At 63.7% G+C, this 25,169-nt stretch carries 23 protein-coding genes; 14 read left to right on the top strand and 9 right to left on the bottom strand.

What is annotated here, in order from left to right:
• Window positions 1-50: 50 nt before the first annotated feature.
• The 3 genes from ACIQUS_RS04865 to ACIQUS_RS04855 form a co-directional block, all read right to left on the bottom strand.
• Entirely contained in the window at window positions 51-1,355 is a 1,305-nt protein-coding gene (locus ACIQUS_RS04865; RefSeq protein ID WP_403043596.1) for an MFS transporter, read from the bottom strand.
• Window positions 1,356-1,615: 260 nt separating this feature from the next.
• The gene (locus tag ACIQUS_RS04860) at window positions 1,616-2,827 is read right to left on the bottom strand and encodes a transporter associated domain-containing protein (protein ID WP_403043593.1); all 1,212 of its coding nucleotides are present in this window, start codon (window positions 2,825-2,827) and stop codon (window positions 1,616-1,618) included.
• A 13-nt stretch (window positions 2,828-2,840) separates the two neighbouring features.
• Complete coding sequence (locus ACIQUS_RS04855; RefSeq protein ID WP_403043590.1) at window positions 2,841-3,653, bottom strand: inner membrane protein YpjD; 813 nt, start codon at window positions 3,651-3,653, stop codon at window positions 2,841-2,843.
• A gap of 196 nt (window positions 3,654-3,849) precedes the next feature.
• On the opposite strand from ACIQUS_RS04855, the gene ffh reads away from it, so the two are divergent.
• The 6 genes from ffh (at window position 3,850) to ACIQUS_RS04825 (ending at window position 7,910) form a co-directional block, all read left to right on the top strand.
• Window positions 3,850-5,226 (top strand): signal recognition particle protein, encoded by a 1,377-nt coding sequence (gene ffh / locus ACIQUS_RS04850; protein WP_403043587.1) that lies wholly within the window; start codon window positions 3,850-3,852, stop codon window positions 5,224-5,226.
• A gap of 240 nt (window positions 5,227-5,466) precedes the next feature.
• Complete coding sequence (gene rpsP, locus ACIQUS_RS04845; protein ID WP_038614163.1) at window positions 5,467-5,718, top strand: 30S ribosomal protein S16; 252 nt, start codon at window positions 5,467-5,469, stop codon at window positions 5,716-5,718.
• A 5-nt stretch (window positions 5,719-5,723) separates the two neighbouring features.
• Complete coding sequence (gene rimM / locus ACIQUS_RS04840) at window positions 5,724-6,260, top strand: ribosome maturation factor RimM (RefSeq protein WP_403043583.1); 537 nt, start codon at window positions 5,724-5,726, stop codon at window positions 6,258-6,260.
• Window positions 6,261-6,263: 3 nt separating this feature from the next.
• Complete coding sequence (gene trmD / locus ACIQUS_RS04835; RefSeq protein ID WP_285864022.1) at window positions 6,264-7,016, top strand: tRNA (guanosine(37)-N1)-methyltransferase TrmD; 753 nt, start codon at window positions 6,264-6,266, stop codon at window positions 7,014-7,016.
• Window positions 7,017-7,057: 41 nt separating this feature from the next.
• Entirely contained in the window at window positions 7,058-7,408 is a 351-nt protein-coding gene (rplS, locus tag ACIQUS_RS04830) for a 50S ribosomal protein L19 (protein ID WP_133216976.1), read from the top strand.
• Window positions 7,409-7,502: 94 nt separating this feature from the next.
• A complete protein-coding gene (locus ACIQUS_RS04825) occupies window positions 7,503-7,910 on the top strand; it encodes an acyl-CoA thioesterase (protein ID WP_403043576.1) in 408 nt (135 codons plus the stop codon).
• Window positions 7,911-8,017: 107 nt separating this feature from the next.
• Here the strand turns inward: ACIQUS_RS04825 and ACIQUS_RS04820 are convergent, their stop codons facing one another.
• Window positions 8,018-9,820, bottom strand: a complete 1,803-nt coding sequence (locus ACIQUS_RS04820) for a cation:proton antiporter (protein WP_403043574.1) — start codon at window positions 9,818-9,820, stop codon at window positions 8,018-8,020.
• 77 nt (window positions 9,821-9,897) lie between these two features.
• On the opposite strand from ACIQUS_RS04820, the gene xerD reads away from it, so the two are divergent.
• The 5 genes from xerD (at window position 9,898) to ACIQUS_RS04795 (ending at window position 15,956) form a co-directional block, all read left to right on the top strand.
• Window positions 9,898-10,794: a site-specific tyrosine recombinase XerD gene (gene xerD, locus ACIQUS_RS04815; protein WP_403043571.1), complete on the top strand. Its 897-nt coding sequence runs from the start codon at window positions 9,898-9,900 to the stop codon at window positions 10,792-10,794.
• A 150-nt stretch (window positions 10,795-10,944) separates the two neighbouring features.
• Window positions 10,945-11,673, top strand: coding sequence for a bifunctional protein-disulfide isomerase/oxidoreductase DsbC (gene dsbC / locus ACIQUS_RS04810; RefSeq protein ID WP_403043568.1), 729 nt, complete (start codon window positions 10,945-10,947; stop codon window positions 11,671-11,673).
• Between the two features lie 79 nt (window positions 11,674-11,752).
• Window positions 11,753-13,057, top strand: a complete 1,305-nt coding sequence (locus ACIQUS_RS04805; protein WP_403043564.1) for a homoserine dehydrogenase — start codon at window positions 11,753-11,755, stop codon at window positions 13,055-13,057.
• Between the two features lie 27 nt (window positions 13,058-13,084).
• Window positions 13,085-14,494 (top strand): threonine synthase, encoded by a 1,410-nt coding sequence (gene thrC / locus ACIQUS_RS04800; RefSeq protein WP_403043561.1) that lies wholly within the window; start codon window positions 13,085-13,087, stop codon window positions 14,492-14,494.
• Between the two features lie 238 nt (window positions 14,495-14,732).
• Complete coding sequence (locus tag ACIQUS_RS04795) at window positions 14,733-15,956, top strand: EAL domain-containing protein (RefSeq protein ID WP_403043557.1); 1,224 nt, start codon at window positions 14,733-14,735, stop codon at window positions 15,954-15,956.
• 157 nt (window positions 15,957-16,113) lie between these two features.
• On the opposite strand, the gene ACIQUS_RS04790 is transcribed toward ACIQUS_RS04795, so the two are convergent.
• Both ACIQUS_RS04790 and ACIQUS_RS04785 read right to left on the bottom strand, forming a co-directional pair.
• A complete protein-coding gene (locus ACIQUS_RS04790; RefSeq protein WP_403043555.1) occupies window positions 16,114-16,986 on the bottom strand; it encodes a TIGR02285 family protein in 873 nt (290 codons plus the stop codon).
• A gap of 47 nt (window positions 16,987-17,033) precedes the next feature.
• Complete coding sequence (locus ACIQUS_RS04785) at window positions 17,034-18,233, bottom strand: CaiB/BaiF CoA transferase family protein (RefSeq protein ID WP_403043552.1); 1,200 nt, start codon at window positions 18,231-18,233, stop codon at window positions 17,034-17,036.
• A gap of 130 nt (window positions 18,234-18,363) precedes the next feature.
• Here ACIQUS_RS04785 and ACIQUS_RS04780 point away from each other — a divergent pair, with 130 nt between their 5' ends.
• The 3 genes from ACIQUS_RS04780 (at window position 18,364) to ACIQUS_RS04770 (ending at window position 21,889) form a co-directional block, all read left to right on the top strand.
• Complete coding sequence (locus tag ACIQUS_RS04780; RefSeq protein WP_403043550.1) at window positions 18,364-18,906, top strand: YaeQ family protein; 543 nt, start codon at window positions 18,364-18,366, stop codon at window positions 18,904-18,906.
• A gap of 52 nt (window positions 18,907-18,958) precedes the next feature.
• A complete protein-coding gene (gene recJ, locus ACIQUS_RS04775) occupies window positions 18,959-20,668 on the top strand; it encodes a single-stranded-DNA-specific exonuclease RecJ (protein ID WP_403043548.1) in 1,710 nt (569 codons plus the stop codon).
• A 105-nt stretch (window positions 20,669-20,773) separates the two neighbouring features.
• Window positions 20,774-21,889: an NADH:flavin oxidoreductase/NADH oxidase gene (locus tag ACIQUS_RS04770; RefSeq protein WP_403043546.1), complete on the top strand. Its 1,116-nt coding sequence runs from the start codon at window positions 20,774-20,776 to the stop codon at window positions 21,887-21,889.
• Window positions 21,890-21,978: 89 nt separating this feature from the next.
• On the opposite strand, the gene ACIQUS_RS04765 is transcribed toward ACIQUS_RS04770, so the two are convergent.
• Genes ACIQUS_RS04765 through ACIQUS_RS04755 form a run of 3 tightly spaced genes read right to left on the bottom strand, consistent with a single transcriptional unit; the run spans window position 21,979 to window position 25,169 of the window.
• On the bottom strand, window positions 21,979-23,403 hold the full coding sequence (locus tag ACIQUS_RS04765) for a gamma-aminobutyraldehyde dehydrogenase (RefSeq protein ID WP_403043545.1): 1,425 nt from the start codon (window positions 23,401-23,403) through the stop codon (window positions 21,979-21,981).
• Window positions 23,404-23,422: 19 nt separating this feature from the next.
• Complete coding sequence (locus tag ACIQUS_RS04760) at window positions 23,423-24,229, bottom strand: ABC transporter permease (protein ID WP_403043543.1); 807 nt, start codon at window positions 24,227-24,229, stop codon at window positions 23,423-23,425.
• On the bottom strand, window positions 24,219-25,169 hold the full coding sequence (locus ACIQUS_RS04755; protein ID WP_403043540.1) for an ABC transporter permease: 951 nt from the start codon (window positions 25,167-25,169) through the stop codon (window positions 24,219-24,221). Before ACIQUS_RS04755 ends, ACIQUS_RS04760 begins: the two co-directional genes overlap by 11 nt.

Genomic DNA, 25,169 nt, shown 5'->3' with positions numbered 1-25,169 from the left:
GGCAAGCCCGCTCCTACGATCGTAGGAGCGGGCTTGCCCCGCGATGGTTTCTAGAGATCCGAATGCCGGGTCTCCTTCAGGCACAGCACGGCAATCAGGCTCAACACAGCTGCCGCCGACACATAGCCCCCCACCCAGCTCAAGCCACCCATCGCCACCAGCTTCTGAGCGAAGAACGGTGCCGCCGAGGCCCCGACGATGCCGCCCAGGTTGTAGGCCGCCGACGCTCCGGTGTAGCGCACGTGGGTCGGAAACAGCTCAGGCAGCAACGCGCCCATGGGGGCGAAGGTCACGCCCATCAGGAACAGCTCGATGGCCAGGAACAGTGCCACCCCGGCGGTGGAGCCCGAGGTCAGCAACGGCTGCATGGTAAAGCCCGAGAGAATCGCCAGGATCGCACCGACGATCAGCACCGGCTTGCGTCCGTAACGGTCGCTGAGCCAGGCCGACAGCGGGGTGGCCAGGGCCATGAACAGGACCGCAAAGCACAAAAGGCCCAGGAAGGTCTCGCGGCTGTAGCCCAGGGTGCTTACGCCGTAGCTGAGGGAGAACACCGTGGAGATGTAGAACAGCGCGTAGCACACCACCATGGCCGCCGCGCCGAGCAGCACCGGCATCCAGTACTGGGCGAACAGCTCGACCACCGGCATTTTCACCCGTTCGTGGCGTGCCACGGCCTTGGCGAAGATCGGGGTCTCTTCGAGCTTCAGGCGCACGTACAGGCCCACGATGACCAGCGCGGCGCTGAGCAGGAAGGGAATGCGCCAGCCCCAGCTGCGGAACTGCTCATCGGTCAGGACCATGGCCAGGGTCAGGAACAGGCCGTTGGCGGCCAAAAAGCCGATCGAAGGGCCCAGTTGCGGGAACATGCCGAACCAGGCTCGCTTGCCCTTGGGGGCGTTCTCGGTGGCCAGCAAGGCAGCACCGCCCCATTCGCCACCCAGGCCCAGGCCCTGGCCGAAACGCAGTACGCAGAGCAGGATCGGCGCCCAGGCGCCAATGCTGTCGTAGCCCGGCAGCACGCCGATCAGGGTGGTACAGACGCCCATCAGCAGCAGCGAGGCGACCAGGGTCGATTTACGCCCGATACGGTCACCGAAGTGGCCGAACAGCGCCGAACCCAAGGGCCTGGCCAGGAACGCGATACCGAATGTAAGGAAGGCCGAGAGCATCTGTGCGGTGCCCGAGGTCTGCGGGAAGAACACCGGGCCGATCACCAGGGCGGCGGCCGTGGCGTATACGTAGAAGTCGTAGAACTCGATGGCGGTGCCGATGAAGCTGGCGGTGGCCACCCGTGCCGGCGAGTTGCCGGGGCTGGCCTGGGTGGTTTCAGAGTAAGTACTGCTGGTTGTCATGCGATTATCCCTGACAGTCGAGTGCTCCATGGGCGCTGCGCCGGGGTGCACGGGCAGCCGACAGCGCAAGCGCGAAGCGAGTTGTTATTGGTCGCGTGACTGAGCATACGCCCATAGGGGATAAGGGCGGGCGCGGACACTGTTCGGGGTGTGAAGCAGTGCAGGTTTGCGCGCGGTATTCAGTAGTGCGGACCGGCCGAACAATGCCTTGCGGGTAGCGGGCTAGACGGCCGGGCTGGGTAAGCGTGACCCGAGTATAGCTAGCGAGTCACGGTCCAGACCAGTATGCGGCTGGCACAATTGTCCTCGGTTTCGAGGATTTCCAGGCGATAGCGGCCGATCTTCAGGCATACCGCGCTGGCCGGGATGCTTTCCAGGGCCTCGGTGACCAGGCCGTTGAGGGTTTTGGGGCCGTCGCTGGGCAGGTGCCAGCCCAGGTTGCGGTTCAGCTCGCGGATCGACACGGTGCCTTCGATGATATAGCGCCCGTCGGTCTGGGGGTGGATGTGCGGGTTGTCGAGGCTGTGCTCGTCCTCGAATTCGCCGACGATCTCTTCGAGAATGTCTTCCAGGGTGACGATGCCCTGTACTTCGCCGTACTCGTCGACAACGACGCCCATGCGTCGCTGCTGCTTGTGGAAATTGAGCAGTTGCAGTTGCAGGGGCGTGCTTTCGGGCACGAAGTAGGGGTCGTAGCAGGCCGCCTGCAAGGCCTCGCGGGTCAGGCTGGCCTTGGGCAGCAGGTGGCTGATCAGCTTGGTGTTGAGTACCGCTTCGACCTGGTTGATGTCGCTGTGGTAGACCGGCAGTCGGGTGTGGCGGCTGATGATCAGTTGCTCGATGATCTGTTCGATCGGATCGTCGAGGTTGATGCCGTCGACTTCGTTGCGCGGCACCAGGATGTCATTGACCGTGATCTTGTCCAAGGCCAGCAGGCTTTCGGGCAGGTTCATGCGGTGATCGGTCGGTGGCGCGTCTTCGGGGCCGCTGTCGTCGTCCTGCTCATGTAGGGCCACGGCATGGGGCTGGACGCGGAACGGACGCAGCAGCACCCGGGCGCAGCCATCGAGCAGCCAGGCCAGGGGTTGCAGCAGCTTGAGCGGCGCCCTGAGCAGGCTGTTGCCCAGGCCGATGAAGGTCTGGGGATTGCGTCGGGCCAGTTGCCGCGGCAGGTATTCGGCCAGCACCAGCAGCAGGGCGGCGGCGCCAAGGCCCGCCAGCCAGAAGCCATGTTCGCCGCTGTAGCGCTGGCCCATCAGGCAGGCCAGGGCCAGCACCAGCAGCTTGCCCAGGGTCGAACAGAGCACCAGGGCCTGGGGCGTGACGTTCAGTTCCGGGTGTTCGCCCGTCTGGCCATTGCGCCGGGCGCCGTTGAGTTGCTGCTGGGCGGCGTCCACCGCGGTGAACAGGGCCGACCAGAGCAGGGCCAGTGTCAGTACGCCGAGTAAGGGGCCTAGGGGCAGGGCGTCCATTTACCTGTGCCTGTCAGACATGCAGGATGAATTCGCGGACCAGCTTGCTGCCGAAATAGGCCAGCATCAGCAGGCAGAAGCCGGCCAGGGTCCAGCGGATCGCCTTGTGGCCGCGCCAGCCGAGGCGGGTGCGGCCCCACAGCAGCACGCTGAAGACGATCCAGGCCACGCAGGCCAGCAGGGTCTTGTGCACCAGGTGCTGGGCGAACAGGTTGTCGAGGAACAGCCAGCCGGAAATCAGCGACAGCGACAACAACCCCCAGCCGGCCCAGAGGAAACCGAACAACAGGCTTTCCATGGTCTGCAGGGGCGGGAAGTTGCGAATCAGTCCGGAGGGGTGCTTGTGCTTGAGTTGGTGGTCCTGCACCAGCACCAGCAGGGACTGGAACACTGCGATGGTGAACAACCCGTAGGCCAGGATCGACAACAGGATGTGCGCCAGGATGCCCGGCTCCTCGTTGATCAGCGGCACCGTGCCCGAAGGCGCGAACTGGGCGATCAGGGCCGTGGCCATCCCCAGCGGGAACAGCAACAGCAGCAGGTTCTCCACCGGAATGCGCAGGCAGGCCAGCAGGGTCAGGGCGATCACCGCCGTGGCGATCAGACTGGCGGCACTGAAGAAGTCCAGGCTCAGGCCCAGGGGGGTGAGCAACTGCCAGAACAGAGCAGTGCCCTGGGCGATGACCGCCAGCGCGCCCAGCAGGCCGAGCAGGCGCTTGTCGGCCTTGGCGCCCTGGGCCAGGCGCGAGCCTTGGTAGAAAGTCGCGGCGGCATACAGGCAGGCGGCGATCAGATTGGGTAGCAAGCTGGGTGACAAGGGGAGCATAAGTCCTGTTAGGCAAGCCCGAAAGGAGTCGAGTTTGGCATAGAACGCGCCCGCCAAGGAAGACTGCCAGCCGACGGCAAGGTGTGCGCTGGCTTAAGTCTTCGTTATAATCGCCGACCTGCCCCTGCCCAAGGCCCGTCGAACACGCCAGAGGCAGCTGATAAACCTCGGTTCTACAGAGCCCGAAAGGATCACCATGTTTGAAAACCTGACCGACCGTCTGTCACAGACGCTGCGCCATGTCACCGGCAAGGCCAAGCTGACCGAAGACAACATCAAAGACACCCTGCGTGAAGTGCGTATGGCGTTGCTCGAGGCTGACGTCGCCCTGCCGGTGGTCAAGGATTTCGTCAACAAGATCAAGGAGCGTGCGGTCGGCACCGAGGTGTCGCGCAGCCTGACCCCGGGCCAGGCATTCGTGAAGATTGTCCAGGCCGAGCTCGAAGGCATGATGGGGGCGGCCAACGAAGAGCTGACGCTTAACGCCGCGCCGCCAGCTGTGGTCTTGATGGCTGGTTTGCAGGGTGCTGGTAAGACCACCACCGCAGGCAAGCTGGCGCGCTTCCTGAAAGAGCGCAAGAAGAAGTCGGTGATGGTGGTGTCGGCTGACGTCTACCGTCCGGCGGCGATCAAACAGCTGGAGACACTGGCGGGCGATATTGGCGTTACCTTCTTCCCGTCCGACATCAGCCAGAAGCCAGTGGCCATCGCTGAAGCGGCGATCCGTGAAGCCAAGCTGAAGTTCATCGACGTGGTCATCGTCGATACCGCAGGTCGTCTGCACATCGATGCCGAGATGATGACCGAGATCAAGGACCTGCACGCCGCGGTCAAGCCGATCGAGACCTTGTTCGTGGTCGACGCCATGACCGGTCAGGACGCCGCCAACACCGCCAAGGCGTTTGGTGATGCGCTGCCGCTGACCGGTGTGATCCTGACCAAGGTCGACGGCGACGCCCGTGGCGGTGCTGCGCTGTCGGTGCGGGCCATTACCGGCAAGCCGATCAAGTTCATCGGTATGGGCGAGAAGAGCGAAGCGCTCGAACCGTTCCACCCGGACCGTATCGCCTCGCGGATCCTGGGCATGGGCGACGTGCTCAGCCTGATCGAGCAGGCCGAACAGACCCTCGACAAGGAAAAGGCCGACAAACTGGCCAAGAAGCTGAAGAAGGGCAAGGGCTTCGACCTCGAAGACTTCCGCGACCAGCTGCAGCAGATGAAGAACATGGGCGGCCTCGGTGGCCTGATGGACAAGCTGCCCAACATGGGCGGGGTCAACCTGGCGCAGATGGGCAATGCCCAGGGCGCGGCCGAGAAGCAGTTCAAGCAGATGGAAGCGATCATCAACTCCATGACCCCGGCCGAGCGTCGTGACCCTGACCTGATCAGCGGTTCGCGCAAGCGCCGGATCGCCCTGGGTTCGGGCACCCAGGTGCAGGACATCGGTCGCCTGATCAAGCAGCACAAGCAGATGCAGAAGATGATGAAGAAGTTTTCTGCCAAAGGCGGCATGGCCAAGATGATGCGCGGCCTGGGCGGTATGATGCCCGGCGGCGGCATGCCCAAGCTGTAACCCAATTCGCAGGGTCGGCCCGGTACGACGGGCCGACCCTCGGAACCCCCGCCCAGGCGGGAACACTGCTGCCTTTGATTGAAGGCGGCTCAAACCGCAGATCCACAGGCAGGCCTTTTGCCCATCGCAAAAAGGCATTTGCAAAAGTCCGTGTATTCCTTGAGAATATGCGGCCTTTCGGGCACCCGTGTGCCCGCTAGGCCTATAGATTTGCAGCACCGACTACAGGAACGATGTTCAATGCTAACCATCCGTCTTGCCCGTGGCGGCTCCAAAAAGCGCCCATTCTACACCCTGACCGTGACCGACTCGCGTAACCCGGTTACCGGTTCGCACATCGAGCAGGTTGGTTTCTTCAACCCTATCGCTCGCGGCCAGGAAGTTCGTCTGTCCGTTAAAGAAGACCGCGTTGCTCACTGGCTGAGCGTTGGCGCACAGCCGTCCGAGCGCGTTGCTCAACTGCTGAAACAAGCTGCCAAGGCTGCTGCCTGAGCACGATGAACGCGACGCCAGAAAAGGCTGACGACCTGATCGTTGTCGGCAAGATTTTTTCGGTTCACGGCGTTCGCGGCGAGGTGAAGGTGTTTTCCTTTACCGATCCGATTGAAAACCTGTTGGCTTACCGTAACTGGACGCTTCGGCACGAAGGGAAGGTAAAACAGGTCGAGCTGGTCAGTGGCCGTTCCACTCAAAAGGACCTGGTCGCCAAGCTCAAAGGCCTCGACGATCGTGATGAAGCCCGTCTTCTGAGCGGTTATGAGATCTGTATCTCGCGGAGCCTTTTGCCCAACCTGTCTGCCGACGAGTACTACTGGTACCAGTTGGTGGGTCTGAAAGTCATCAATCAGGACGAACAACTGTTCGGCAAGATTGATCACCTGTTGGAGACCGGCGCGAACGATGTAATGGTGGTCAAGCCTTGCGCGGGCAGTCTGGATGATCGTGAGCGCCTGTTGCCCTATACGGAGCAATGCGTGCTGAAGATCGACCTGGTTGCAGGCGAGATGAGGGTTGAATGGGACGCGGACTTCTAAACGATGGCAAGCCTTCGTGTAGACGTCATTACGTTGTTCCCCGAGATGTTCTCGGCCATCACTGAGTACGGCATTACCAGCCGCGCGGTGAAACAGGGGTTGATGCAACTGACCTGCTGGAACCCGCGGGACTACACCACGGATCGTCACCATACGGTGGATGATCGGCCTTTTGGCGGTGGTCCGGGCATGGTGATGAAGATCAAGCCTCTGGAAGACGCCCTGGTGAATGCCAGGCAGGCAACCGGAGAGGCGGCGAAGGTGATCTACCTGAGCCCACAAGGCCGCAAGCTGACTCAGTCGGCGGTCAAGGACCTGGCGAAGCACGAATCGTTGATTCTGATAGCCGGTCGTTATGAAGGCATTGACGAGCGTTTTATCGAGGCTCATGTCGATGAAGAGTGGTCGATTGGTGACTATGTACTGTCTGGCGGCGAGCTGCCGGCGATGGTCCTGATCGATGCGGTTACGCGACTGCTGCCCGGAGCTTTAGGGCATGCGGACTCGGCGGAGGAAGATTCCTTCACCGATGGTCTGCTCGATTGCCCGCACTACACCCGACCGGAGGTGTATGCGGATCAGCGTGTTCCCGACGTGTTGCTTAGTGGCAACCATGCACACATCCGGCGATGGCGTTTACAGCAGTCCCTTGGGCGGACCTATGAACGACGCGCCGATCTTCTGGAAAGTCGCTCACTTTCTGGAGAAGAGAAGAAGCTGCTCGAGGAGTACCTCCGAGAGCGGGACGATAGTTAACGTATCGATGGTAGATCAGAGATTTACCTTAGGAGCACAGCATGACCAACAAAATCATTCAGCAGCTCGAAGCTGAGCAGATGTCCAAAGAGATCCCGACCTTTGCCCCGGGCGACACCATCGTCGTTCAGGTGAAAGTGAAGGAAGGTGATCGTTCGCGTCTGCAGGCCTTCGAAGGCGTCGTAATCGCCAAGCGTAACCGTGGTCTGAACAGTGCTTTCACTGTTCGCAAGATCTCCAACGGTGTTGGCGTTGAGCGTACTTTCCAGACCTACAGCCCGCAAATCGACAGCCTGGCCGTGAAACGTCGTGGTGACGTGCGTAAAGCCAAGCTGTACTACCTGCGCGACCTGTCCGGTAAAGCCGCTCGCATCAAGGAAAAACTGTCCTGATGACAGTTTGACCGGCGGCTACGGCCGCCATGCGAAAAAAGCAGCCTTCGGGCTGCTTTTTTGTTGTCTGTCATTTGTACCCGATGTGAAGTTTATGAGCCCCAGAGAGCAGGAAATCGAACGCCGCACCCAACTGTCGGTCACCCGGGTGACCAAGGCGGTGTTCCCGTCCACCACCAACCACCACAACACCTTGTTCGGCGGCACCGCCCTGGCCTGGATGGACGAAGTGTCGTTCATTGCCGCCACGCGCTTCTGCCGCTTGCCCCTGGTGACCGTGTCCACCGACCGGATCGACTTCAAGCACCCGATTGCCGCCGGTTCCATCGTCGAGCTGGTAGGCCGGGTGGCCAGCGTGGGCAACACCAGCCTCAAGGTCGAGGTGGAAGTGTTTGTCGAAAGCATGAGCTGCGACAGCCGCGAAAAGGCCATCCATGGCCTGTTCAGCTTTGTCGCCATCGATGACGACAAGCGCCCGGTGCCTGTACTGCCCGGGTTCTGAGCAGGGCAGGTTTGGCCTCATCGCAGGCTTCGCCAGCTCCCACAGGGTTATCAGGGCATGCCGATCAATTGTGGGAGCTGGCGAAGCCTGCGATGAGGCCCTGAAGGCTAGCCTTGTTCTGGCTGGATCAACGCTACCAGTGTCCACCCGGGTCCGGGCTTCAACGCACTGTCAGGCCCGAACACATGCACCCAGCCACTGCTGTTGCGGGCAAACAGCAGGTTAGCCCGTTCACCATGCAGGGCCTGGTAGTCCTCCCAGCCAAAGGTGTCGCTCAAGTGGGTGCTGTACAGTTCGGCGCCGTCGGTCATCTGGTTGGCCAGCTGCGTATAGGTCAGGGCCTGGCTGCCCAGCACATGGCCGCGATGTTCGTCACTGGCCCGGTGCTTGTCGCTGCGCCGGGCTTCCAGGCCGCTGGCCAGGGCAAACAGGCGCGCATGGCCGAAATCATGACGAAAGCGGGTGCAGGCCAGGGTGTTGAGTTCACCGGCCGGCGACAGCCCCAGCAGGTGACCCAGGCCGACCAGGTCCAGATGCGCATCGGCATGTTGCGAGGCCGGGTGGCCAAAGTAGGTCGGTAAGCCCTCCATGCGTGCGGCGCGGATGTTTTCCCAGCTGGAGTCGGCCAGCAGTACCCGGCAATCGAGCTGTTGCAGCGCCTTGGCCACCATCCGCGCCGGCGAATTGGCCCCAATGATCAGAAATCCGCTGGGCGCCGGTTCCGCAACCTTCAGCAGGCGGGCCAGCGGGCGCGCCGTGGCGCTTTGCAGCACCACGGTACCGATGATCACGGCAAAGGTCAGCGGCACCAGCAGCAGCGCCCCCTGATGACCGGCCTCGTGCAGGCGAATGGCGAAAATCGCCGACACCGCTGCAGCGACGATGCCTCGTGGGGCGATCCAGCCCAGCAAGGCACGCTCGCGCCAGTTCAGGTGCGAGCCCCAGGTCGACAGCGCGACGTTCAGGGGGCGGGCGATCAGCTGGATCACCAGCAGCAGGGCCAATACGGCCGGGCCCAACCCCAGCATGGCGTGCAGGTCCAGGCGCGCGGCCAGGAGGATGAACAGCCCGGAAATCAGCAACACGCTGAGGTTCTCCTTGAAGTGCAGGATCTGCCGGACATCCACGCCCTTCATGTTGGCCAGCCACATGCCCATCAGCGTGACCGCCAACAGCCCCGACTCATGGATCACCTGGTCGGCGGCAATGAAAATCCCCAGCACCGCTGCCAGCGACGCCAGGTTGTGCAGGTATTCGGGGAGCCACTGCCGGCGCATGACCTGGCCGAGCAGCCAGCCGCCGGCGATGCCAAAGGCGCTGCCGCAGAGGATGACCCCGGCGAAGGTCATCAGGCTCTGGCTCAGGCCGTCGCCTTCGGCGCTGGCGATGATGAAGCTGTAGACCACCACCGCCAGCAGGGCACCGACCGGGTCGATGACGATGCCTTCCCAGCGCAGGATATTGGCAATCGTCGCCTTGGGCCGCACCACCCGCAGCATGGGCACGATCACGGTCGGGCCGGTAACCAGGGTCAGGCTGCCGAACAGGGTCGCCAGCATCCAGTCGAAGCCCAGCAGCCAGTGGGTCGCCAGGGTGATGACCGCCCAGGTCGACAGGGCGCCCAGGGTCACCATGCGATGGACGACGGTGCCGATCTCGCGCCATTGCGACAGGTGCAGGGTCAGGCTGCCTTCGAACAGGATCAGCGCCACCGCCAGTGATACCAGCGGCATCAGCAGGGGGCCGAACATTGCCTGGGGGTCGAGCCAGCCGAGGATGGGGCCGGCAAGGATACCGCTGAGCAGTAGAAAGAGGATCGCCGGCAGTTTCAGGCGCCAGGCCAGCCACTGGCAGGCGAGGGCGGCGGCGCCTATGCCTCCGAAGGTCAGCAGTATCTGTTGTTCGTTCATTCGGGCTCCCTATGCCGACCGTGTTGTGGAAGACTAGCGGCAATTTCAGTTTTTTCGTCGCCCACCACCGAGTTGTCATGCCCGCCCTAGAACACCCCCTGATCGATCAATTCCTGGATGCCCTGTGGCTGGAAAAAGGCCTGGCCGACAACACTCGCGAGTCCTACCGCAGTGACCTGGCGCTGTTCAATGGCTGGCTGCAGGAGCGCGACATCGCCTTGCCCGCTGCCGGGCGCGAGCTGATCCTCGATCACCTGGCCTGGCGCCTGGAGCAGGGCTACAAGCCGCGTTCCACGGCGCGTTTTCTCTCCGGCGTGCGCGGCTTTTATCGCTACCTGCTGCGCGAAAAGCTGATCGGTGTCGATCCGACCTTGCAGGTCGAGATGCCGCAACTGGGGCGGCCATTGCCCAAGTCCTTGTCGGAGGCTGATGTCGAAGCGCTGTTGCAGGCGCCGGACCTGGGCGAGCCGATCGGCCAGCGTGACCGTGCCATGCTCGAAGTGTTGTATGCCTGCGGCTTGCGGGTCACCGAGCTGGTGAGCCTGACCCTCGACCAGGTCAACCTGCGCCAGGGTGTGCTACGGGTGATGGGCAAGGGCAGCAAGGAGCGCCTGGTGCCCATGGGCGAGGAGGCGGTGGTGTGGCTGGAGCGCTACCTGCGTGACGGGCGCAACGAGCTGTTGGGCGGGCGCCCGAGCGATGTGCTGTTCCCCAGCCAGCGTGGCGAGCAGATGACCCGCCAGACCTTCTGGCACCGGATCAAGCACCAGGCCATGGTCGCCGGCATCGACAAGAGCCTGTCACCGCACACCCTGCGTCATGCCTTCGCCACGCACCTGCTCAATCATGGCGCCGACCTGCGGGTGGTGCAGATGCTGCTCGGTCACAGCGACCTGTCGACCACCCAGATCTACACCCATGTGGCCCGCGCGCGCCTGCAGGAGCTGCATGCCCGGCATCATCCCAGGGGTTGAGTGGATATCGCCATTGCATGTGTCGCCCGGGGGCGGTCTGCGCCGACATGATGTGGTAGGCTTGGACGGTTTGCATCGAGGACCGTCGATCGCCGCCGTTTCAGGGCGTGCGCGTCATGACCGGCCCTTTGCCCGCCTTCAGGAGTTCCCATGCGCGTGACCCAGATTATCGCCACCGCCGCCCTGGCGTTGGTCAGCACTTTTGCCGCTGCCGCCGACACTGCCGAGCAGGCGATCCGCAAGACCCTGCAGTCCCTGGAACTGGGCGTGCCGGTAGAAAGCGTTGCCTCCAGCCCCTTGAACGGCCTGTACGAAGTCAAGCTCGAAGGCGGTCGCGTGCTGTACGCCAGCGCCGATGGCCAGTTCGTCGTACAGGGCTACCTGTTCCAGATCCAGGACGGCAAGCCGGTCAACCTGACCGAAAAAACCGAGCGTCAGGCCATCGCCAAGACCATCAATGCCATTCCGGCGGCGGAGATGGTGGTTTATCCTGCCAAGGGTGAAACCAAGTCACACATCACCGTGTTTACCGACACCACCTGCCCGTACTGCCACAAGCTGCACGCCGAAGTGCCAGAGCTCAACCGCCGCGGTATCGAAGTGCGCTACGTCGCCTTCCCGCGCCAGGGCCTGGGGTCGTCGGGTGACGAGCAGTTGCAGGCAGTCTGGTGCTCCAGCGACCGCAAGGCGGCCCTGGACAAGATGATCGACGGCAAGGAAATCAAGGCCGCCAAGTGCGCCAACCCGGTCGGCAAGCAGTTCGCGCTGGGTCAGTCGATCGGCGTCAATGGCACGCCGGCCATCGTTCTGGAGAACGGTCAGGTGATTCCGGGCTACCAGCCGGCGCCGCAAGTGGCCAAGCTGGCCCTGGCCAAGTAATTCAATCGCAAGCCGCCACTGCCGGTGGCGGCTGTTTTCACGATCGGCCCAAGGTCGGTCGTTTCATGGGGAGTTCACAGTGAAACCGGTCAAAGTAGGCATCTGTGGGTTGGGGACCGTCGGTGGCGGTACCTTCAATGTACTTCAGCGTAACGCCGAGGAGATCGCCCGCCGTGCCGGGCGTGGTATTGAAGTGGCACAGATTGCCATGCGTTCGCCAAACCCGAATTGCCAGATTACCGGTACCCCCATTACCGCTGATGTATTCGAGGTCGCAACGAACCCGGAAATCGACATTGTCATCGAGCTGATCGGCGGCTACACCATCGCCCGCGATCTGGTGCTCAAGGCCATCGACAACGGCAAGCACGTGGTCACCGCCAACAAGGCGCTGATCGCCGTGCACGGCAACGAAATCTTCGCCAAGGCCCGCGAGAAGGGCGTCATCGTCGCCTTCGAAGCGGCCGTGGCCGGCGGCATTCCGGTGATCAAGGCGATTCGCGAAGGCCTCTCGGCCAACCGCATCAACTGGCTGGCCGGGATCATCAACGGCACGGGCAACTTCATCCTCACCGAAATGCGTGAAAAAGGCCGGGCCTTCCCCGACGTGCTGGCCGAAGCCCAGGCCCTGGGCTATGCCGAAGCCGACCCGACCTTCGACGTCGAAGGCATCGATGCCGCGCACAAGCTGACCATCCTGGCGTCCATCGCCTTCGGTATTCCGCTGCAATTCGACAAGGCCTACACCGAAGGCATCACCCAGCTGACCACCGCCGACGTGAACTACGCCGAGGCCCTGGGCTACCGCATCAAGCACCTGGGCGTGGCCCGCAGCACCGCCAATGGCATCGAGCTGCGCGTGCACCCGACCCTGATCCCGGCCGACCGCCTGCTGGCCAATGTCAACGGCGTGATGAACGCGGTCATGGTCAACGGCGACGCCGCCGGTTCCACCTTGTTCTACGGCGCGGGCGCCGGCATGGAGCCTACCGCTTCGTCGGTGGTGGCGGACCTGGTGGACGTGGTCCGGGCCATGACCTCCGACCCTGAGAACCGCGTACCGCACCTGGCCTTCCAGCCCGACTCGCTGTCGGCGCACCCGATCCTGCCGATCGAAGCGTGCGAAAGCGCCTACTACCTGCGCATCCAGGCCAAGGATCACCCGGGCGTGCTGGCCCAGGTGGCAAGCATCCTGTCGGAGCGTGGCATCAACATCGAGTCGATCATGCAGAAGGAAGTCGAGGAACAGGACGGCCTGGTGCCAATGATCCTGCTCACCCACCGTGTGCTCGAGCAACGCATGAACGACGCCATCACCGCCCTGGAAGCCTTGCAGGATGTGGTTGGCAGCGTGGTGCGTATCCGCGTCGAACAACTGAACTGAGCAGTCTTTGCGTTAGAGGAATAGGTCATGCGTTACATCAGTACCCGCGGCCAGGCACCGGCCCTGAATTTCGAAGACGTCCTGCTGGCGGGCCTCGCCAGTGACGGCGGCCTGTACGTGCCGGAAAACCTGCCGCGCTTCACCCAGGAAGAGATCGCGTCCTGGGCCGGCCTGCCGTACCACGAGCTGGCATTCCGGGTGATGCGCCCGTTCGTCACCGGCAGCATTGCCGATGCCGATTTCAAGAAGATCCTCGAAGAAACCTACGGTGAGTTCGCCCACGCCGCGGTTGCCCCGCTGCGTCAGCTGGGCAGCAACGAATGGGTGCTGGAGCTGTTCCACGGCCCGACCCTGGCGTTCAAGGACTTCGCCCTGCAACTGCTCGGCCGTCTGCTCGACCATGTACTGGCCAAGCGTGGCGAGCGCGTGGTGATCATCGGCGCCACCAGTGGCGACACCGGTTCTGCTGCCATCGAAGGCTGCCGCCATTGCGACAACGTCGACATCTTCATCCTGCACCCGCATCAGCGCGTGTCGGAAGTCCAGCGTCGGCAGATGACCACCCTCTTCGGTGACAACATCCACAACATCGCCATCGAAGGCAACTTCGACGATTGCCAGGAAATGGTCAAGGCCAGCTTCGCTGACCAGGGCTTCCTCAAGGGCACTCGCCTGGTGGCGGTGAACTCGATCAACTGGGCGCGGATCATGGCCCAGATCGTCTACTACTTCCATGCAGCCCTGCAGCTGGGTGGCCCGGCGCGTTCGGTGGCCTTCTCGGTGCCGACCGGCAACTTCGGCGATATCTTCGCCGGCTACCTGGCCCGCAACATGGGCCTGCCGATCAGCCAACTGATCGTCGCCACCAACCGCAACGACATCCTGCACCGCTTCATGAGCGGCAACCAGTACGTCAAGGAAACCCTGCACGCCACCCTGTCGCCGTCGATGGACATCATGGTCTCGTCGAACTTCGAGCGCCTGCTGTTCGACCTGCACGGTCGCAACGGCGCGGCCATCGCCGGGCTGATGGAGAACTTCAAGCAGGGCGGTGGTTTCAGCGTCGAACAGGACCGCTGGACCGAAGCGCGCAAGCTGTTCGACTCGCTGGCCGTCGATGACGCGCAAACCTGCGAAACCATCGCCGAAGTCTTCGCCCAGACCGGCGAGGTGCTCGACCCGCATACCGCGATCGGCGTCAAGGCCGCACGCGAATGCCGTCGCAGCCTGGACACCCCGATGGTGGTGCTGGGTACCGCGCATCCGGTCAAGTTCCCGGAAGCGGTGGAGAAGGCCGGTGTCGGCAAGGCCCTGGAACTGCCTGCGCACCTGAGCGACCTGTTCGCCCGGGAAGAGAAGTGCACGGTCCTGGCCAATGACTTGAAAGCCGTCCAGGCCTTCGTCAGCCAGCACGGCAACCGCGGCAAGCCGCTCTGATCGAGCGCCCGGCCTGTGACAAAGCCCGTCCCTGACGGGCTTTGTTTTTTGTGCCGGCGCTACGGTACCTCGCTCCCACCCATCGCTGCTGGAGCAGGTGAAGGTGCTGCGCAAGGTCGATATCGAAGGGTCGTTGATGGATGTATCGGACACACTTTAGGACGTGTCCGATAGCTGCGTGGCGCATTCTTGCCTAGTCTGGCCCCCGTGTTGTTGAAACTGACCGGGGTAAACGTTCATGCATTCATTGACGGTTCTGGTCCTGGAGGACCATCCCTTTCAACTGATGGCCCTGCATCAGATGCTCAATGCCAATGGGGTGTTCGATGTACTCACCGCCGAGTCCGTCGAGGCAGCCTGTCAGACGTTGTCCCGGCGTGGCCGGGTCGACATCGCCATTTGCGATCTGCAGATGGACGGTACCGATGGCCTGGCGCTGATCCGCCACCTGGCGGACAACGATCTGGCCGCTTCGCTGATCATCCTCAGTGGCGCCGAGCCGTGCGTGATCGACAGCGTCGGCGACCTGGCCCGGCAACTGGGGCTGAACGTCCTGGGTTGCCTGCAGAAACCGGCCAACTCGCTGGTTCTTCTGCAACTGTTGCGTCGCTATCTTGAGGGGGACGCCATCGCGCCCCGGTTGCCGCCGCTGCCGCAACATCCGCAGTTGCTGGCCCTGTCGGTGGTGCAACTGGCCGAGTGCCAGGCGCAGTGGGTGGTGCACTACCAGCCCAAGGTGTGTTTCGACGGCAAGCTGGCCGGCGTCGAAGCCCTGGTGCGCTGGCAGCATCCCACCCTCGGCCTGCTATCGCCGGCGCAGTTTTTCCCGGCGATCGAGCGCGCCAACCTGTTCGACACCCTCAGCTGGCATGTGCTGGACCAGGCCCTGGCGTTCAGCGCGCAGCATCGTCTGGCCGAGGGGCGAGCGCTGCCAGTGGCGGTGAATATCAAGCCACAATTGCTGGCTCGCAGCGATTTTCGCGAGCGCGTCACCGCGGCACTGGAACGACACAAGGTCCCGGCCAGCGACCTGACCCTGGAGCTGGTCGAAACTCAAGGCAGCACCCTGGACAGCCTGCAACTCGAAGCATTGCTGCATCTGCGCATTCTGGGCTGCCAGCTGGCCATCGATGATTTCGGCATGGGCGAATCCAACCTGCAACGTTTGCTCGAACTGCCGTTCAGTGAGCTGAAACTGCCCAGCGAGTTCGTCCGTGGCATGGGCCAGGACGGCAAAAAGGCCGCCGTGGTGGCGGGCGCCATGATCATGGCCCGGCGCATGAACCTGAAGGTGGTGGTCGAAGGCGTGGAGAGCGCCGATGACCTGCTGGCGCTCAAGGACCTGGGTCGGCCGGTGATGCAGGGCTACTTCATCGCCCGCCCCATGCCGGGGGCCGAGCTGAGCAGCTGGATGAGTGCGCGCACAGGTATAAGCCCAGGGCAGGCGTCCGCATTCGCGTAAATATGACGGAACCTTTACCGCAGCAGGCAATCAGAAGGTGTAGGGACAGTGGTTCGGTGTGTGGCTCCTACACCGAGCTACTGTCACCAGAAGTCCCGCGGGACTTCCATTGAACCCCGGACGTCCTCCCCAGCGTTCGGGGTTTCTTTTTGCCTGCTCAAGGCTGGCCGCTGAAGAACTGCCGGCTGTCCTGCAGGTACTGCTCGCGCAGTTCCGGGTCGAGCCACAGGGCGTACAGATCCGCCAGGGTCTCGCGGCGCGAGGGCTGCAGCAATTGATTGATGTGCTTGACCGCCTCGCGGCCCAGCGGCGTGTCGGCGCAACCCACCCGGATGAACTGGTAACGCGCGCCCCCCTGGATGGGGTAGAAGCGGTAGTCATTGCTCGACCAGCCTTGTTGCTGGATCAGGTAGCGGGCTTCGGGCCAGTAGCCGAGCAACAGCTGCAGTCGCCCCAGTTGCTGCATCTGCAGCAGATTGGCCGCTGCGTCGTTGCCATAGTGGCGGCTGAGGGTGTCGTTGGGCAGGGTCTTGAGCAGGGCGTCCACCGGCGGGCTGTAACTGCGCTCGGCCACCACGCCCAGCTTGAGCGGGGTGTTGGCCAGCAGCGCCGGCAAGTCGACCTGTTGGTTCTTCAGGTAGGGCGCCACCAGGGCCTGGTCCTGCTGGCGGATCACCAGGCCGCTGCTGAGCATGCCCAGGCTTGGCTGCGAGAAGTGTACGTAGCGGGCCCGCTCGGGTGTCCACAGCAGGGTCGGGTCGCAGGTGAAGCCGCTTTCCTGCAGCATCTGGATGCCCCGCGCGCGGTTGACGCGGATGATGCTGTGTTCGTACTCGGGCATGTTGTCGATCAGCATCGGCAGCAAGTGATCGATCACCCCCTGGCCCTTGCTCGCGCCTTCGTAGATGGTCAGGGGCGGCAGATCACGCAACAACCAGAGCAGTCGTTCCTTGGCCCAGGCGCCACTCGGCAGCAAGGCGCAGAGCAGGGCGGCCAGCAAGGGGCCGAGTTGTCGCCTGCACTTGGTCATTTGCGAGTCTCCACCAGCGAGCCGGGAACAGGGTCAGGCGCAATGCATCAAATGGCTCCTTGTTCGCGCAGGCGGGCGATGCCCGTGGCGTTGTAGCCCAGCTCGCCGAGCAGGCGCTCGGTGTGCTCACCCAGTTCCGGGCCGACCCACTCGGTGGAGCCCGGTGTCTGCGACAGCTTGGGCACGATACCGGGCATCTTGAACGGCTTGCCGTCGGGCAGCTTGGCCTGCAGGAACATTTCGCGGGCCAGGAACTGCGGGTCGCTGAACATGTCTTCGGCACTGTAGATGCGGCTGGCCGGGACCTGGGCCTCGTTGAGCAGCTGCATCAATGCATCCAGCGGCACGCTGGCGGCCCAGCGGTCGATGACCCCATACAGCTCGTCGCGGCGCAGGTCGCGACCGTCGTTGCTGGCCAGTTGCGGATCATCGGCCAGGTCCTGGCGTCCGATGGCCTGCATGAAACGTTTGAAGATCGCATCGCCATTGGCGCCGATCTGCACATGCTTGCCATCGGCGCTGGTGTGGATCGACGACGGGGTGATGCCCGGCATGATGTTGCCGGTGCGCTCGCGGATGAAGCCGAACACGTCGAATTCAGGGACCATGCTTTCCATCATGGCGAAGATCGCTTCGTACAGGGCCACGTCCACCACCTGGCCTTCACCGCCATTGACCTCGCGATGACGCAAGGCCATCAGTGCGCCGATCACGCCCCAGAGCGCGGCGATGGAGTCGCCGATGGAAATACCGGTACGCACCGGTGGGCGGTCTTCGAAACCGGTGATGTAGCGCAGCCCGCCCATGGATTCACCGACAGCGCCGAAGCCGGGTTGGTCTTTCATCGGGCCGGTCTGGCCGAAGCCGGACAGGCGCACCATGACCAGCTTCGGGTTCAGCGCATGCAGGGTATCCCAGCCCAGGCCGAGCTTTTCCAGGACACCGGGGCGAAAGTTCTCGATCAGGATGTCGGCATCGGCCAGCAGCTTCTTGAGGATCTCGATGCCTTCGGGGTGCTTGAGGTTGAGGGTCAGCGACTGTTTGTTGCGCGCCTGGACGAACCACCACAGCGAGGTGCCTTCGTACAACTTGCGCCATTTGCGCAAGGGATCGCCGCCGTCGGGTGACTCGACCTTGATCACCTGGGCGCCGAACTCGGCGCAGATGCGAGAGGCAAAGGGGCCGGCAATCAGGGTGCCGAGTTCGACGACTTTAAGACCGGCGAGAGGTTTGCTGGGCGTAGGCATGGTGCATCCGTGGCGGCGGGTCGGAATCTGGGTTTTTATCATAGGCTGGCGCGCTCAGATACTGTCGCGGGGCAAGGATTGCAGGGATCGGTTAGACTGGGCGACTTTTTCTTGCCGCAAGAAGCCCGCCATGGCCCAGCCTTCCACGACTTACAAATTTGAACTCAACCTCACCGATCTTGACCGCGGTGTGTACGAAAGCGTCAAGCAGACCATTGCCCGCCACCCTTCGGAAACCGAAGAGCGCATGGCTGTGCGGTTGCTGGCCTACGCCCTGTGGTACAACGAGCAGCTGTCGTTCGGGCGTGGTCTGTCGGACGTGGACGAAGCTGCCGTGTGGGAAAAGAGCCTGGATGACCGCATCCTGCACTGGATCGAAGTCGGCCAGCCCGATGCCGATCGCCTGACCTGGTGCTCGCGCCGTACCGAACGCACCAGCCTGCTGGCCTATGGCAGCCTGCGCGTGTGGCAGAACAAAGTGGTCGATGCGGTCAAGGGCCTGAAGAACCTCAATATCGCTGCCGTGCCCCAGGACGTGCTGGAAACCCTGGCCACCGACATGCCGCGTGCGATCAAGTGGGATGTGATGATCAGCGAAGGCACGGTCTTCGTCACCGATGACCGCGGCCAGCACGAAGTCCAGCTCGAATGGTTGCTGGGCGAGCGCGGCTGAGGCCGCGTACTCCCATCCCCTACACCTGATTCACGAGAAGCCCCGTCGCCCCATGCGTATCGAACCACGCCCGCTGCCCTCGACCTTGCCCTTTCTCGGCGACTTGCCGCCCTTGCTGACCCGCCTGTATGCCGCCCGTGGCGTACAGGCCCCGGAGGAACTGGACAAGAGCCTGGCACGCCTGCTGCCGTTCCAGCAGCTCAAGGGCATCGACGCGGCGGTGGACCTGCTGGTCGAGGCCCTGGCACAACGCCAGCGCATCTTGATCGTCGGCGACTTCGATGCCGACGGCGCCACCGCCAGTACCGTCGGCGTGCTGGGCCTGCGCCTTCTGGGCGCGGCCCATGTCGACTACCTGGTGCCCAATCGCTTCGAGTACGGCTACGGCCTGACCCCGGAAATCGTCGAGGTTGCCCTGCAGCGCCAGCCGCAGTTGCTGGTGACCGTGGACAACGGCATTTCCAGTGTCGAGGGTGTGGCGGCGGCCAAGGCCGCCGGGCTCAAGGTGCTGGTGACCGACCACCACCTGCCGGGCAACGAACTGCCGGCCGCCGATGCCATCGTCAACCCCAACCAGCCGGGCTGCACCTTCGCCAGCAAGGCCCTGGCCGGGGTCGGGGTGATGTTCTATGTATTGATGGCCTTGCGCGCTCGCCTGCGCAGCCTGGGCCACTATGACACCCGGCCGCAGCCGAACATCGGCGAGCTGCTCGACCTGGTTGCCCTGGGCAGCGTTGCCGACGTGGTGCCGCTGGATGCCAACAACCGCATCCTGGTGCACCAGGGGCTGGAGCGTATCCGCGCCGGACGTGCGCGTCCGGGGCTCAAGGCGATCCTGGAAGTGGCCCGCCGCGATCATGGACGTATCACCTCCACCGACCTTGGCTTCATCCTCGGTCCGCGCCTGAATGCCGCCGGACGCCTGGACGACATGAGTCTGGGCATCGAATGCCTGCTCAGCGACGATCCGGCCCTGGCCCGGGAAATGGCCGTGCAGCTGGATGAACTGAACCAGGACCGCAAGTCCATCGAGCAGGGCATGCAGCGCGAGGCCCTGGCCCAGCTCAAGGACCTGCCGCTGGAATCGATGCCGTTCGGCCTGTGCCTGTTCGAGCCCGACTGGCACCAGGGGGTGATCGGCATCCTCGCCTCGCGCCTCAAGGAGCGCTACCACCGTCCGACCATCGCCTTTGCCGATGCAGGTGAGGGCATGCTCAAGGGCTCGGCCCGCTCGGTCCCGGGTTTTCATATCCGTGACGCGCTGGATGCCGTGGCCGCGCGCCAGCCGCACCTGATCAGCAAGTTCGGCGGCCACGCCATGGCCGCCGGCTTGTCGTTGCCGGCTGACAACTTCCCGGCCTTTGCCCAGGCATTCGACGAGGAGGTCCGCCGGCAATTGCGTGAAGACGACCTGACCGGTCGGCTGCTGTCCGATGGCACGCTGGCGGTGGAGGAGTTCCACCTGGAGCTGGCCCGTGCCCTGCGCCATGCCGGGCCCTGGGGCCAGCACTTCCCCGAGCCGCTGTTCCACGGCGTGTTCCAACTGGTCGAGCAGCGCGTCGTCGGCGAGCGGCACCTGAAGGTGGTGCTCAAGAGCGAATGTGGCTCGGTCAAGCTTGACGGCATCGCCTTCGGTATCGACCGCGAGGTCTGGCCCAACCCTACGGTGCGCTGGGTGGAGCTGGCCTACAAGCTCGACGTCAATGAGTTTCGCGGGCAGGAAAACGTGCAACTGATGATCGCCCACATGGAGCCACGCTGAAACTTCGGCGGGCAAAGTGGTCTAGGCTCTAAAGGACCGGCACCGGGCCAAGGGGAAGCATGAGCGTTCGGGTCGGCCTACCATTGGAGTCCCGGGAGGTCCCTCATGAGCCTGCTGCTTGAGCCATATACCCTGCGTCACCTGACCCTGCCCAACCGCATTGTCGTCTCGCCCATGTGCCAGTATTCGGCAGTCGATGGCCTGGCCAACGACTGGCACCTCGTGCACCTGGGCAGCCGGGCAGTGGGCGGCGCGGGGCTGGTGTTCACCGAAGCCACCGCAGTCACGGCCCAGGGGCGCATTACCGCCCAGGACCTGGGGCTGTGGGACGACGCGCAGATCCCGCCATTGCAACGCATCACCCGTTTCATTACCGCCCAGGGCGCCGTGCCCGGGATCCAGCTGGCCCACGCAGGGCGCAAGGCCAGCACCCATCGACCCTGGCTGGGCAAGCATGGCAGCGTGAAGGTGGAAGACGGTGGCTGGACTCCGGTGGGGCCGTCGCCGATTGCCTTCGACCCTGAACATGCCAAGCCCACCGAACTGAACAAGGCGCAGATCGACGACATCATCCAGGCCTTTGTCGAAGCGGCGCACCGGGCGCTCAAGGCGGGTTTCAAAGTCGTGGAGGTCCATGCTGCCCACGGTTACCTGCTGCATCAGTTCCTTTCGCCGCTGAGCAACCAGCGTCGGGATGAATACGGCAGTTGTTTCGAGAACCGTATACGCCTGACGCTACAGGTGACCGAAGCCGTGCGTGAGGTATGGCCGGAGGAATTGCCGGTGTTTGTGCGCCTGTCGGCGACCGACTGGGTGGAGGATGGCTGGAACCCGGATGAAACCGTGGAACTGGCGAAACGCCTGAGGGCGCTGGGCGTTGACCTGATCGATGTGTCCTCGGGAGGGACGTCGGTGCACGCGGAGATTCCCGTAGGGCCGGGCTACCAGACCCGGTTTGCCGAACGGATCCGCGTGGAATCGCGCATTCCAACGGGGGCGGTGGGGATGATCACCGATTCGATGCAGGCCGAACACATCCTGCGCCAGCCCCAGGCCGACCTGATTTTCCTGGCCCGGGAACTGCTGCGCGACCCGTACTGGCCGCTGCATGCCGACGAGGACCTGCAACCTGGGCTCAAGGCCATCTGGCCGGCGCAGTACCAGCGCGCGACCCATCGGGAGCAGCCGATCCACGAGTCCGATCTGCGCGACCCAGCCTGAAAAGTATCGCGGGACGAGCCCGCTCCCACAGGGCCCAGGTGGCACCTGTGGGAGCGGGCTCGTCCCGCGATGGGGCCCGAAAGCCTGACTCAGTGCTTGAACATCACATGCCGCACACAGGTGTAATCCTCCAGCCCGTACATCGACATGTCCTTGCCGTAGCCCGACAGCTTCTGCCCGCCGTGGGGCATTTCGCTGACCAGCATGAAGTGGGTGTTGACCCAGGTGCAGCCGTACTGCAGCCGCGCTGACAGGCGGTGGGCGCGACCGACGTCGGCGGTCCACAGCGAGGAGGCCAGGCCGTAGTCGGAATCGTTGGCCCAGGCCAGTACCTGCGCTTCGGTATCGAAGCGGGTCACCGACACCACCGGGCCAAATACTTCACGGCGCACGATTTCGTCATCCTGCTGGGCGTCGGCCAGCACTGTCGGTTCGAAGAAGAAGCCATCACCCGGCACTACCTTGCCTCCGGTCACCAGGCGGATATGCGGCTGGGCAATGGCACGCTCGACCATGCCGGCGACCTTGTCGCGGTGCTGGGCGCTGACCAGTGGGCCCAGTTCGGTGTCTTCGGCGTCCTGCAGGCCATGCTTGATGCTGGCCACCGCGGCTCCCAGCTTCTCGACGAACTTCTCGTAGATCCCTGCCTGGGCGTAGATGCGGCACGCCGCCGTGCAGTCCTGGCCGGCGTTGTAGAAGCCGAAGGTGCGGATGCCCTCCACGGCGGCATCGATGTCGGCGTCATCGAAGATGATCACCGGTGCCTTGCCGCCCAGTTCCATGTGGGTGCGTTTGACGGTGTCGGCGGTGCTGGCGACGATGTTGGCGCCGGTGGCGATGGAACCGGTCAGCGAGACCATGCGCACCTTCGGGTGGGTCACCAGCGGCGCGCCAACGCTCTGGCCCTTGCCGAACAGGATGTTCAGCACGCCGGCCGGGAACAGCGGTGCGGCCAGTTCGCCCAGGCGCAGGGCGGTCAGCGGGGTCAGCTCGGACGGCTTGAGCACCACAGTGTTGCCGGCGGCCAGGGCTGGGGCGATTTTCCAGGCGACCATCATCAGCGGGTAGTTCCACGGCGCAATGGACGCCACCACGCCCAGCGGGTCGCGGCGGATCATCGAGGTGTGGCCCGGCAGGTACTCGCCACCGGCCGAACCACTCATGCAGCGGTTGGCCCCGGCGAAGAAACGGAACACGTCGGCAATCGCCGGCAGCTCGTCGTGCAGCGCGGCAGCGTAGGGCTTGCCGCAGTTGTTCGACTCCAGGCGAGCCAGTTCCTCGGCATGGGCGTCGATCAGGTCAGCCAGTTTCAGCAGCAGCAGCGAACGCTCCTTGGGCGTGGTCTGCGACCAGGCCTCGAAAGCATGGTCGGCAGCACGCACGGCGCTGTCCACCTGGGCCTGGGTGGCCTCGGGGATCTCCACCAGGGTGGTGCCCAGGGCCGGGTTGAGCACGGCATGGCTTGCGCCTTCGCCGGTAACCAGTTGGCCGTTGATCAGCAGTTTGGTTTGCATCGGGGAAATCCTCCGGGAGTTATTTGCCGCTGCCGGCAACGCTTTCGCCGCCGCGGGTCAGGTAATAGGCACCAAGAATCGGCAGCATGGTCACCAGCATCACCAGCATGGCGACCACGTTGGTCACCGGCACGTCGCGCGGGCGGCTGAGCTGGTTGAGCAACCAGATCGGCAAGGTGCGTTCGTGACCGGCGGTGAAGGTGGTGACGATGATCTCGTCGAACGACAAGGCGAAGGCCAGCATGCCGCCGGCCAGCAGGGCCGAGCCGAGGTTGGGCAGGATGATGTAGCGGAAGGTCTGCCAGCCGTCGGCGCCCAGGTCCATCGACGCTTCGATCAGGCTCTGGGAGGTGCGCCGCAGGCGAGCGATGACGTTGTTGTAGACGATCACTACGCAAAAGGTCGCGTGGCCGACCACGATGGTGAAGATACCCGGCTCAATCCCCAAGGTCTTGAAGGCCGACAGCAGGGCGATACCGGTGATGATGCCGGGCAGGGCGATGGGCAGGATCAGCATCAGCGAGATGCTTTCCTTGCCGAAGAAGTTGCGTCGGTACAAGGCCGCCGAGGCCAGGGTGCCGAGCACCAGGGCGATCAGGGTCGCCAGGCACGCCACCTGCAGCGAGAGCTTGATCGACTCGAGCACGTCGGGGCGCGAGAACGCCACGCTGAACCACTTCAGCGTGAAGCCCTGGGGCGGGAAGCTGAACGCCGCGTCTTCGGTGTTGAAGGCGTAGAGGAAGATGATCAGGATCGGGAAGTGCAGGAACACCAACCCGCCCCAGGCGGCCAGGCGCAGGCCCAGCGAGGCTTTTTCAGAGTGCATCGAAGGCCCCCAGGCGTTTGACGATGGACAGGTACACGGCGATCAGCACGATGGGCACCAGGGTGAAGGCTGCGGCCATCGGCATGTTGCCGATCGCGCCCTGCTGGGCGTAGACCATGCCGCCGATGAAGTAACCGGGCGGGCCCACCAGCTGCGGCACGATGAAGTCGCCCAGGGTCAGCGAGAAGGTGAAGATCGAGCCGGCGGCGATGCCTGGCACCGACAGCGGCAGGACTACCTGCATGAAGGTTTGCCGTGGCCGTGCGCCGAGGTCGGCCGAGGCCTGCAGCAGCGACGGCGGCAGGCGTTCGAGCGATGCCTGGATCGGCAGGATCATGAACGGCAGCCAGATGTAGACGAACACCAGGAAACGCCCCAGGTGCGAGGTCGACAGGGTGCTGCCGCCCACGCCCGGAATGCCGAGGATAAACTGCAACACCGCTTCCAGGTGCAGTTGCTGGACGAACCACTGGGCCACGCCGCCTTTGGCCAGCAGCAGGGTCCAGGCGTAGGCCTTGACGATATAGCTGGCCCACATCGGCATCATCACCGCAATGTAGAAGAACGCCTTGGTCTTGCCCGTGGTGTAGCGCGCCATGTAGTAGGCGATCGGGAAGGCCAGGGTGGCGCTGGCGATGGACACGGCGATGGCCATCACCAGGGTGCGCAGGATGATGTCGAAGTTCGCCGGGTTGAACAGCGCGGCGAAGTTGGCCAGGGTCAACTCCGGCGTCACCGCCATGGTGAAGTCGTCGAAGGTGTAGAAGCCTTGCCACAAAAGGTTCAGCAGCGAGCCGAGGTAGATCGCGCCGAACCACAGCAGCGGCGGGATCAACAGCATCAGCAGGTACAGGTTGGGGCGCCGGTAGAGCAGGGTGGACAGGCGCCGAATTGGCGAGTCCGCCGGCTGCAACGCCGGTTTTTCCAGGGCCAGGCTCAT

The organism is Pseudomonas sp. NPDC090755, from assembly GCF_044769005.1.
In the GTDB taxonomy this organism is placed as follows: Bacteria; Pseudomonadota; Gammaproteobacteria; order Pseudomonadales; family Pseudomonadaceae; genus Aquipseudomonas.
Note: the sequence above shows the minus strand (reverse complement) of the source record. Positions and strands in the feature narration are given on the sequence as shown.

Excerpts from the sequence above, each read along its gene's own strand:
- ACIQUS_RS04755 (WP_403043540.1), bottom strand. The coding sequence starts at position 25,169 with ATGAGCCTGGCCCTGGAAAAACCGGCGTTGCAGCCGGCGGACTCGCCA.
- xerD (WP_403043571.1), top strand. The coding sequence starts at position 9,898 with ATGCCCGCCCTAGAACACCCCCTGATCGATCAATTCCTGGATGCCCTG.
- ACIQUS_RS04765 (WP_403043545.1), bottom strand. The coding sequence starts at position 23,403 with ATGCAAACCAAACTGCTGATCAACGGCCAACTGGTTACCGGCGAAGGC.
- ACIQUS_RS04785 (WP_403043552.1), bottom strand. The coding sequence starts at position 18,233 with ATGCCTACGCCCAGCAAACCTCTCGCCGGTCTTAAAGTCGTCGAACTC.
- ACIQUS_RS04760 (WP_403043543.1), bottom strand. The coding sequence starts at position 24,229 with ATGCACTCTGAAAAAGCCTCGCTGGGCCTGCGCCTGGCCGCCTGGGGC.
- ACIQUS_RS04780 (WP_403043550.1), top strand. The coding sequence starts at position 18,364 with ATGGCCCAGCCTTCCACGACTTACAAATTTGAACTCAACCTCACCGAT.
- ACIQUS_RS04855 (WP_403043590.1), bottom strand. The coding sequence starts at position 3,653 with ATGCTCCCCTTGTCACCCAGCTTGCTACCCAATCTGATCGCCGCCTGC.
- ACIQUS_RS04820 (WP_403043574.1), bottom strand. The coding sequence starts at position 9,820 with ATGAACGAACAACAGATACTGCTGACCTTCGGAGGCATAGGCGCCGCC.
- ACIQUS_RS04790 (WP_403043555.1), bottom strand. The coding sequence starts at position 16,986 with ATGACCAAGTGCAGGCGACAACTCGGCCCCTTGCTGGCCGCCCTGCTC.
- rimM (WP_403043583.1), top strand. The coding sequence starts at position 5,724 with ATGAACGCGACGCCAGAAAAGGCTGACGACCTGATCGTTGTCGGCAAG.
- rplS (WP_133216976.1), top strand. The coding sequence starts at position 7,058 with ATGACCAACAAAATCATTCAGCAGCTCGAAGCTGAGCAGATGTCCAAA.
- recJ (WP_403043548.1), top strand. The coding sequence starts at position 18,959 with ATGCGTATCGAACCACGCCCGCTGCCCTCGACCTTGCCCTTTCTCGGC.
- ACIQUS_RS04865 (WP_403043596.1), bottom strand. The coding sequence starts at position 1,355 with ATGACAACCAGCAGTACTTACTCTGAAACCACCCAGGCCAGCCCCGGC.
- ACIQUS_RS04770 (WP_403043546.1), top strand. The coding sequence starts at position 20,774 with ATGAGCCTGCTGCTTGAGCCATATACCCTGCGTCACCTGACCCTGCCC.
- thrC (WP_403043561.1), top strand. The coding sequence starts at position 13,085 with ATGCGTTACATCAGTACCCGCGGCCAGGCACCGGCCCTGAATTTCGAA.
- ACIQUS_RS04825 (WP_403043576.1), top strand. The coding sequence starts at position 7,503 with ATGAGCCCCAGAGAGCAGGAAATCGAACGCCGCACCCAACTGTCGGTC.
- ACIQUS_RS04860 (WP_403043593.1), bottom strand. The coding sequence starts at position 2,827 with ATGGACGCCCTGCCCCTAGGCCCCTTACTCGGCGTACTGACACTGGCC.
- rpsP (WP_038614163.1), top strand. The coding sequence starts at position 5,467 with ATGCTAACCATCCGTCTTGCCCGTGGCGGCTCCAAAAAGCGCCCATTC.
- dsbC (WP_403043568.1), top strand. The coding sequence starts at position 10,945 with ATGCGCGTGACCCAGATTATCGCCACCGCCGCCCTGGCGTTGGTCAGC.
- ACIQUS_RS04795 (WP_403043557.1), top strand. The coding sequence starts at position 14,733 with ATGCATTCATTGACGGTTCTGGTCCTGGAGGACCATCCCTTTCAACTG.
- ffh (WP_403043587.1), top strand. The coding sequence starts at position 3,850 with ATGTTTGAAAACCTGACCGACCGTCTGTCACAGACGCTGCGCCATGTC.
- trmD (WP_285864022.1), top strand. The coding sequence starts at position 6,264 with ATGGCAAGCCTTCGTGTAGACGTCATTACGTTGTTCCCCGAGATGTTC.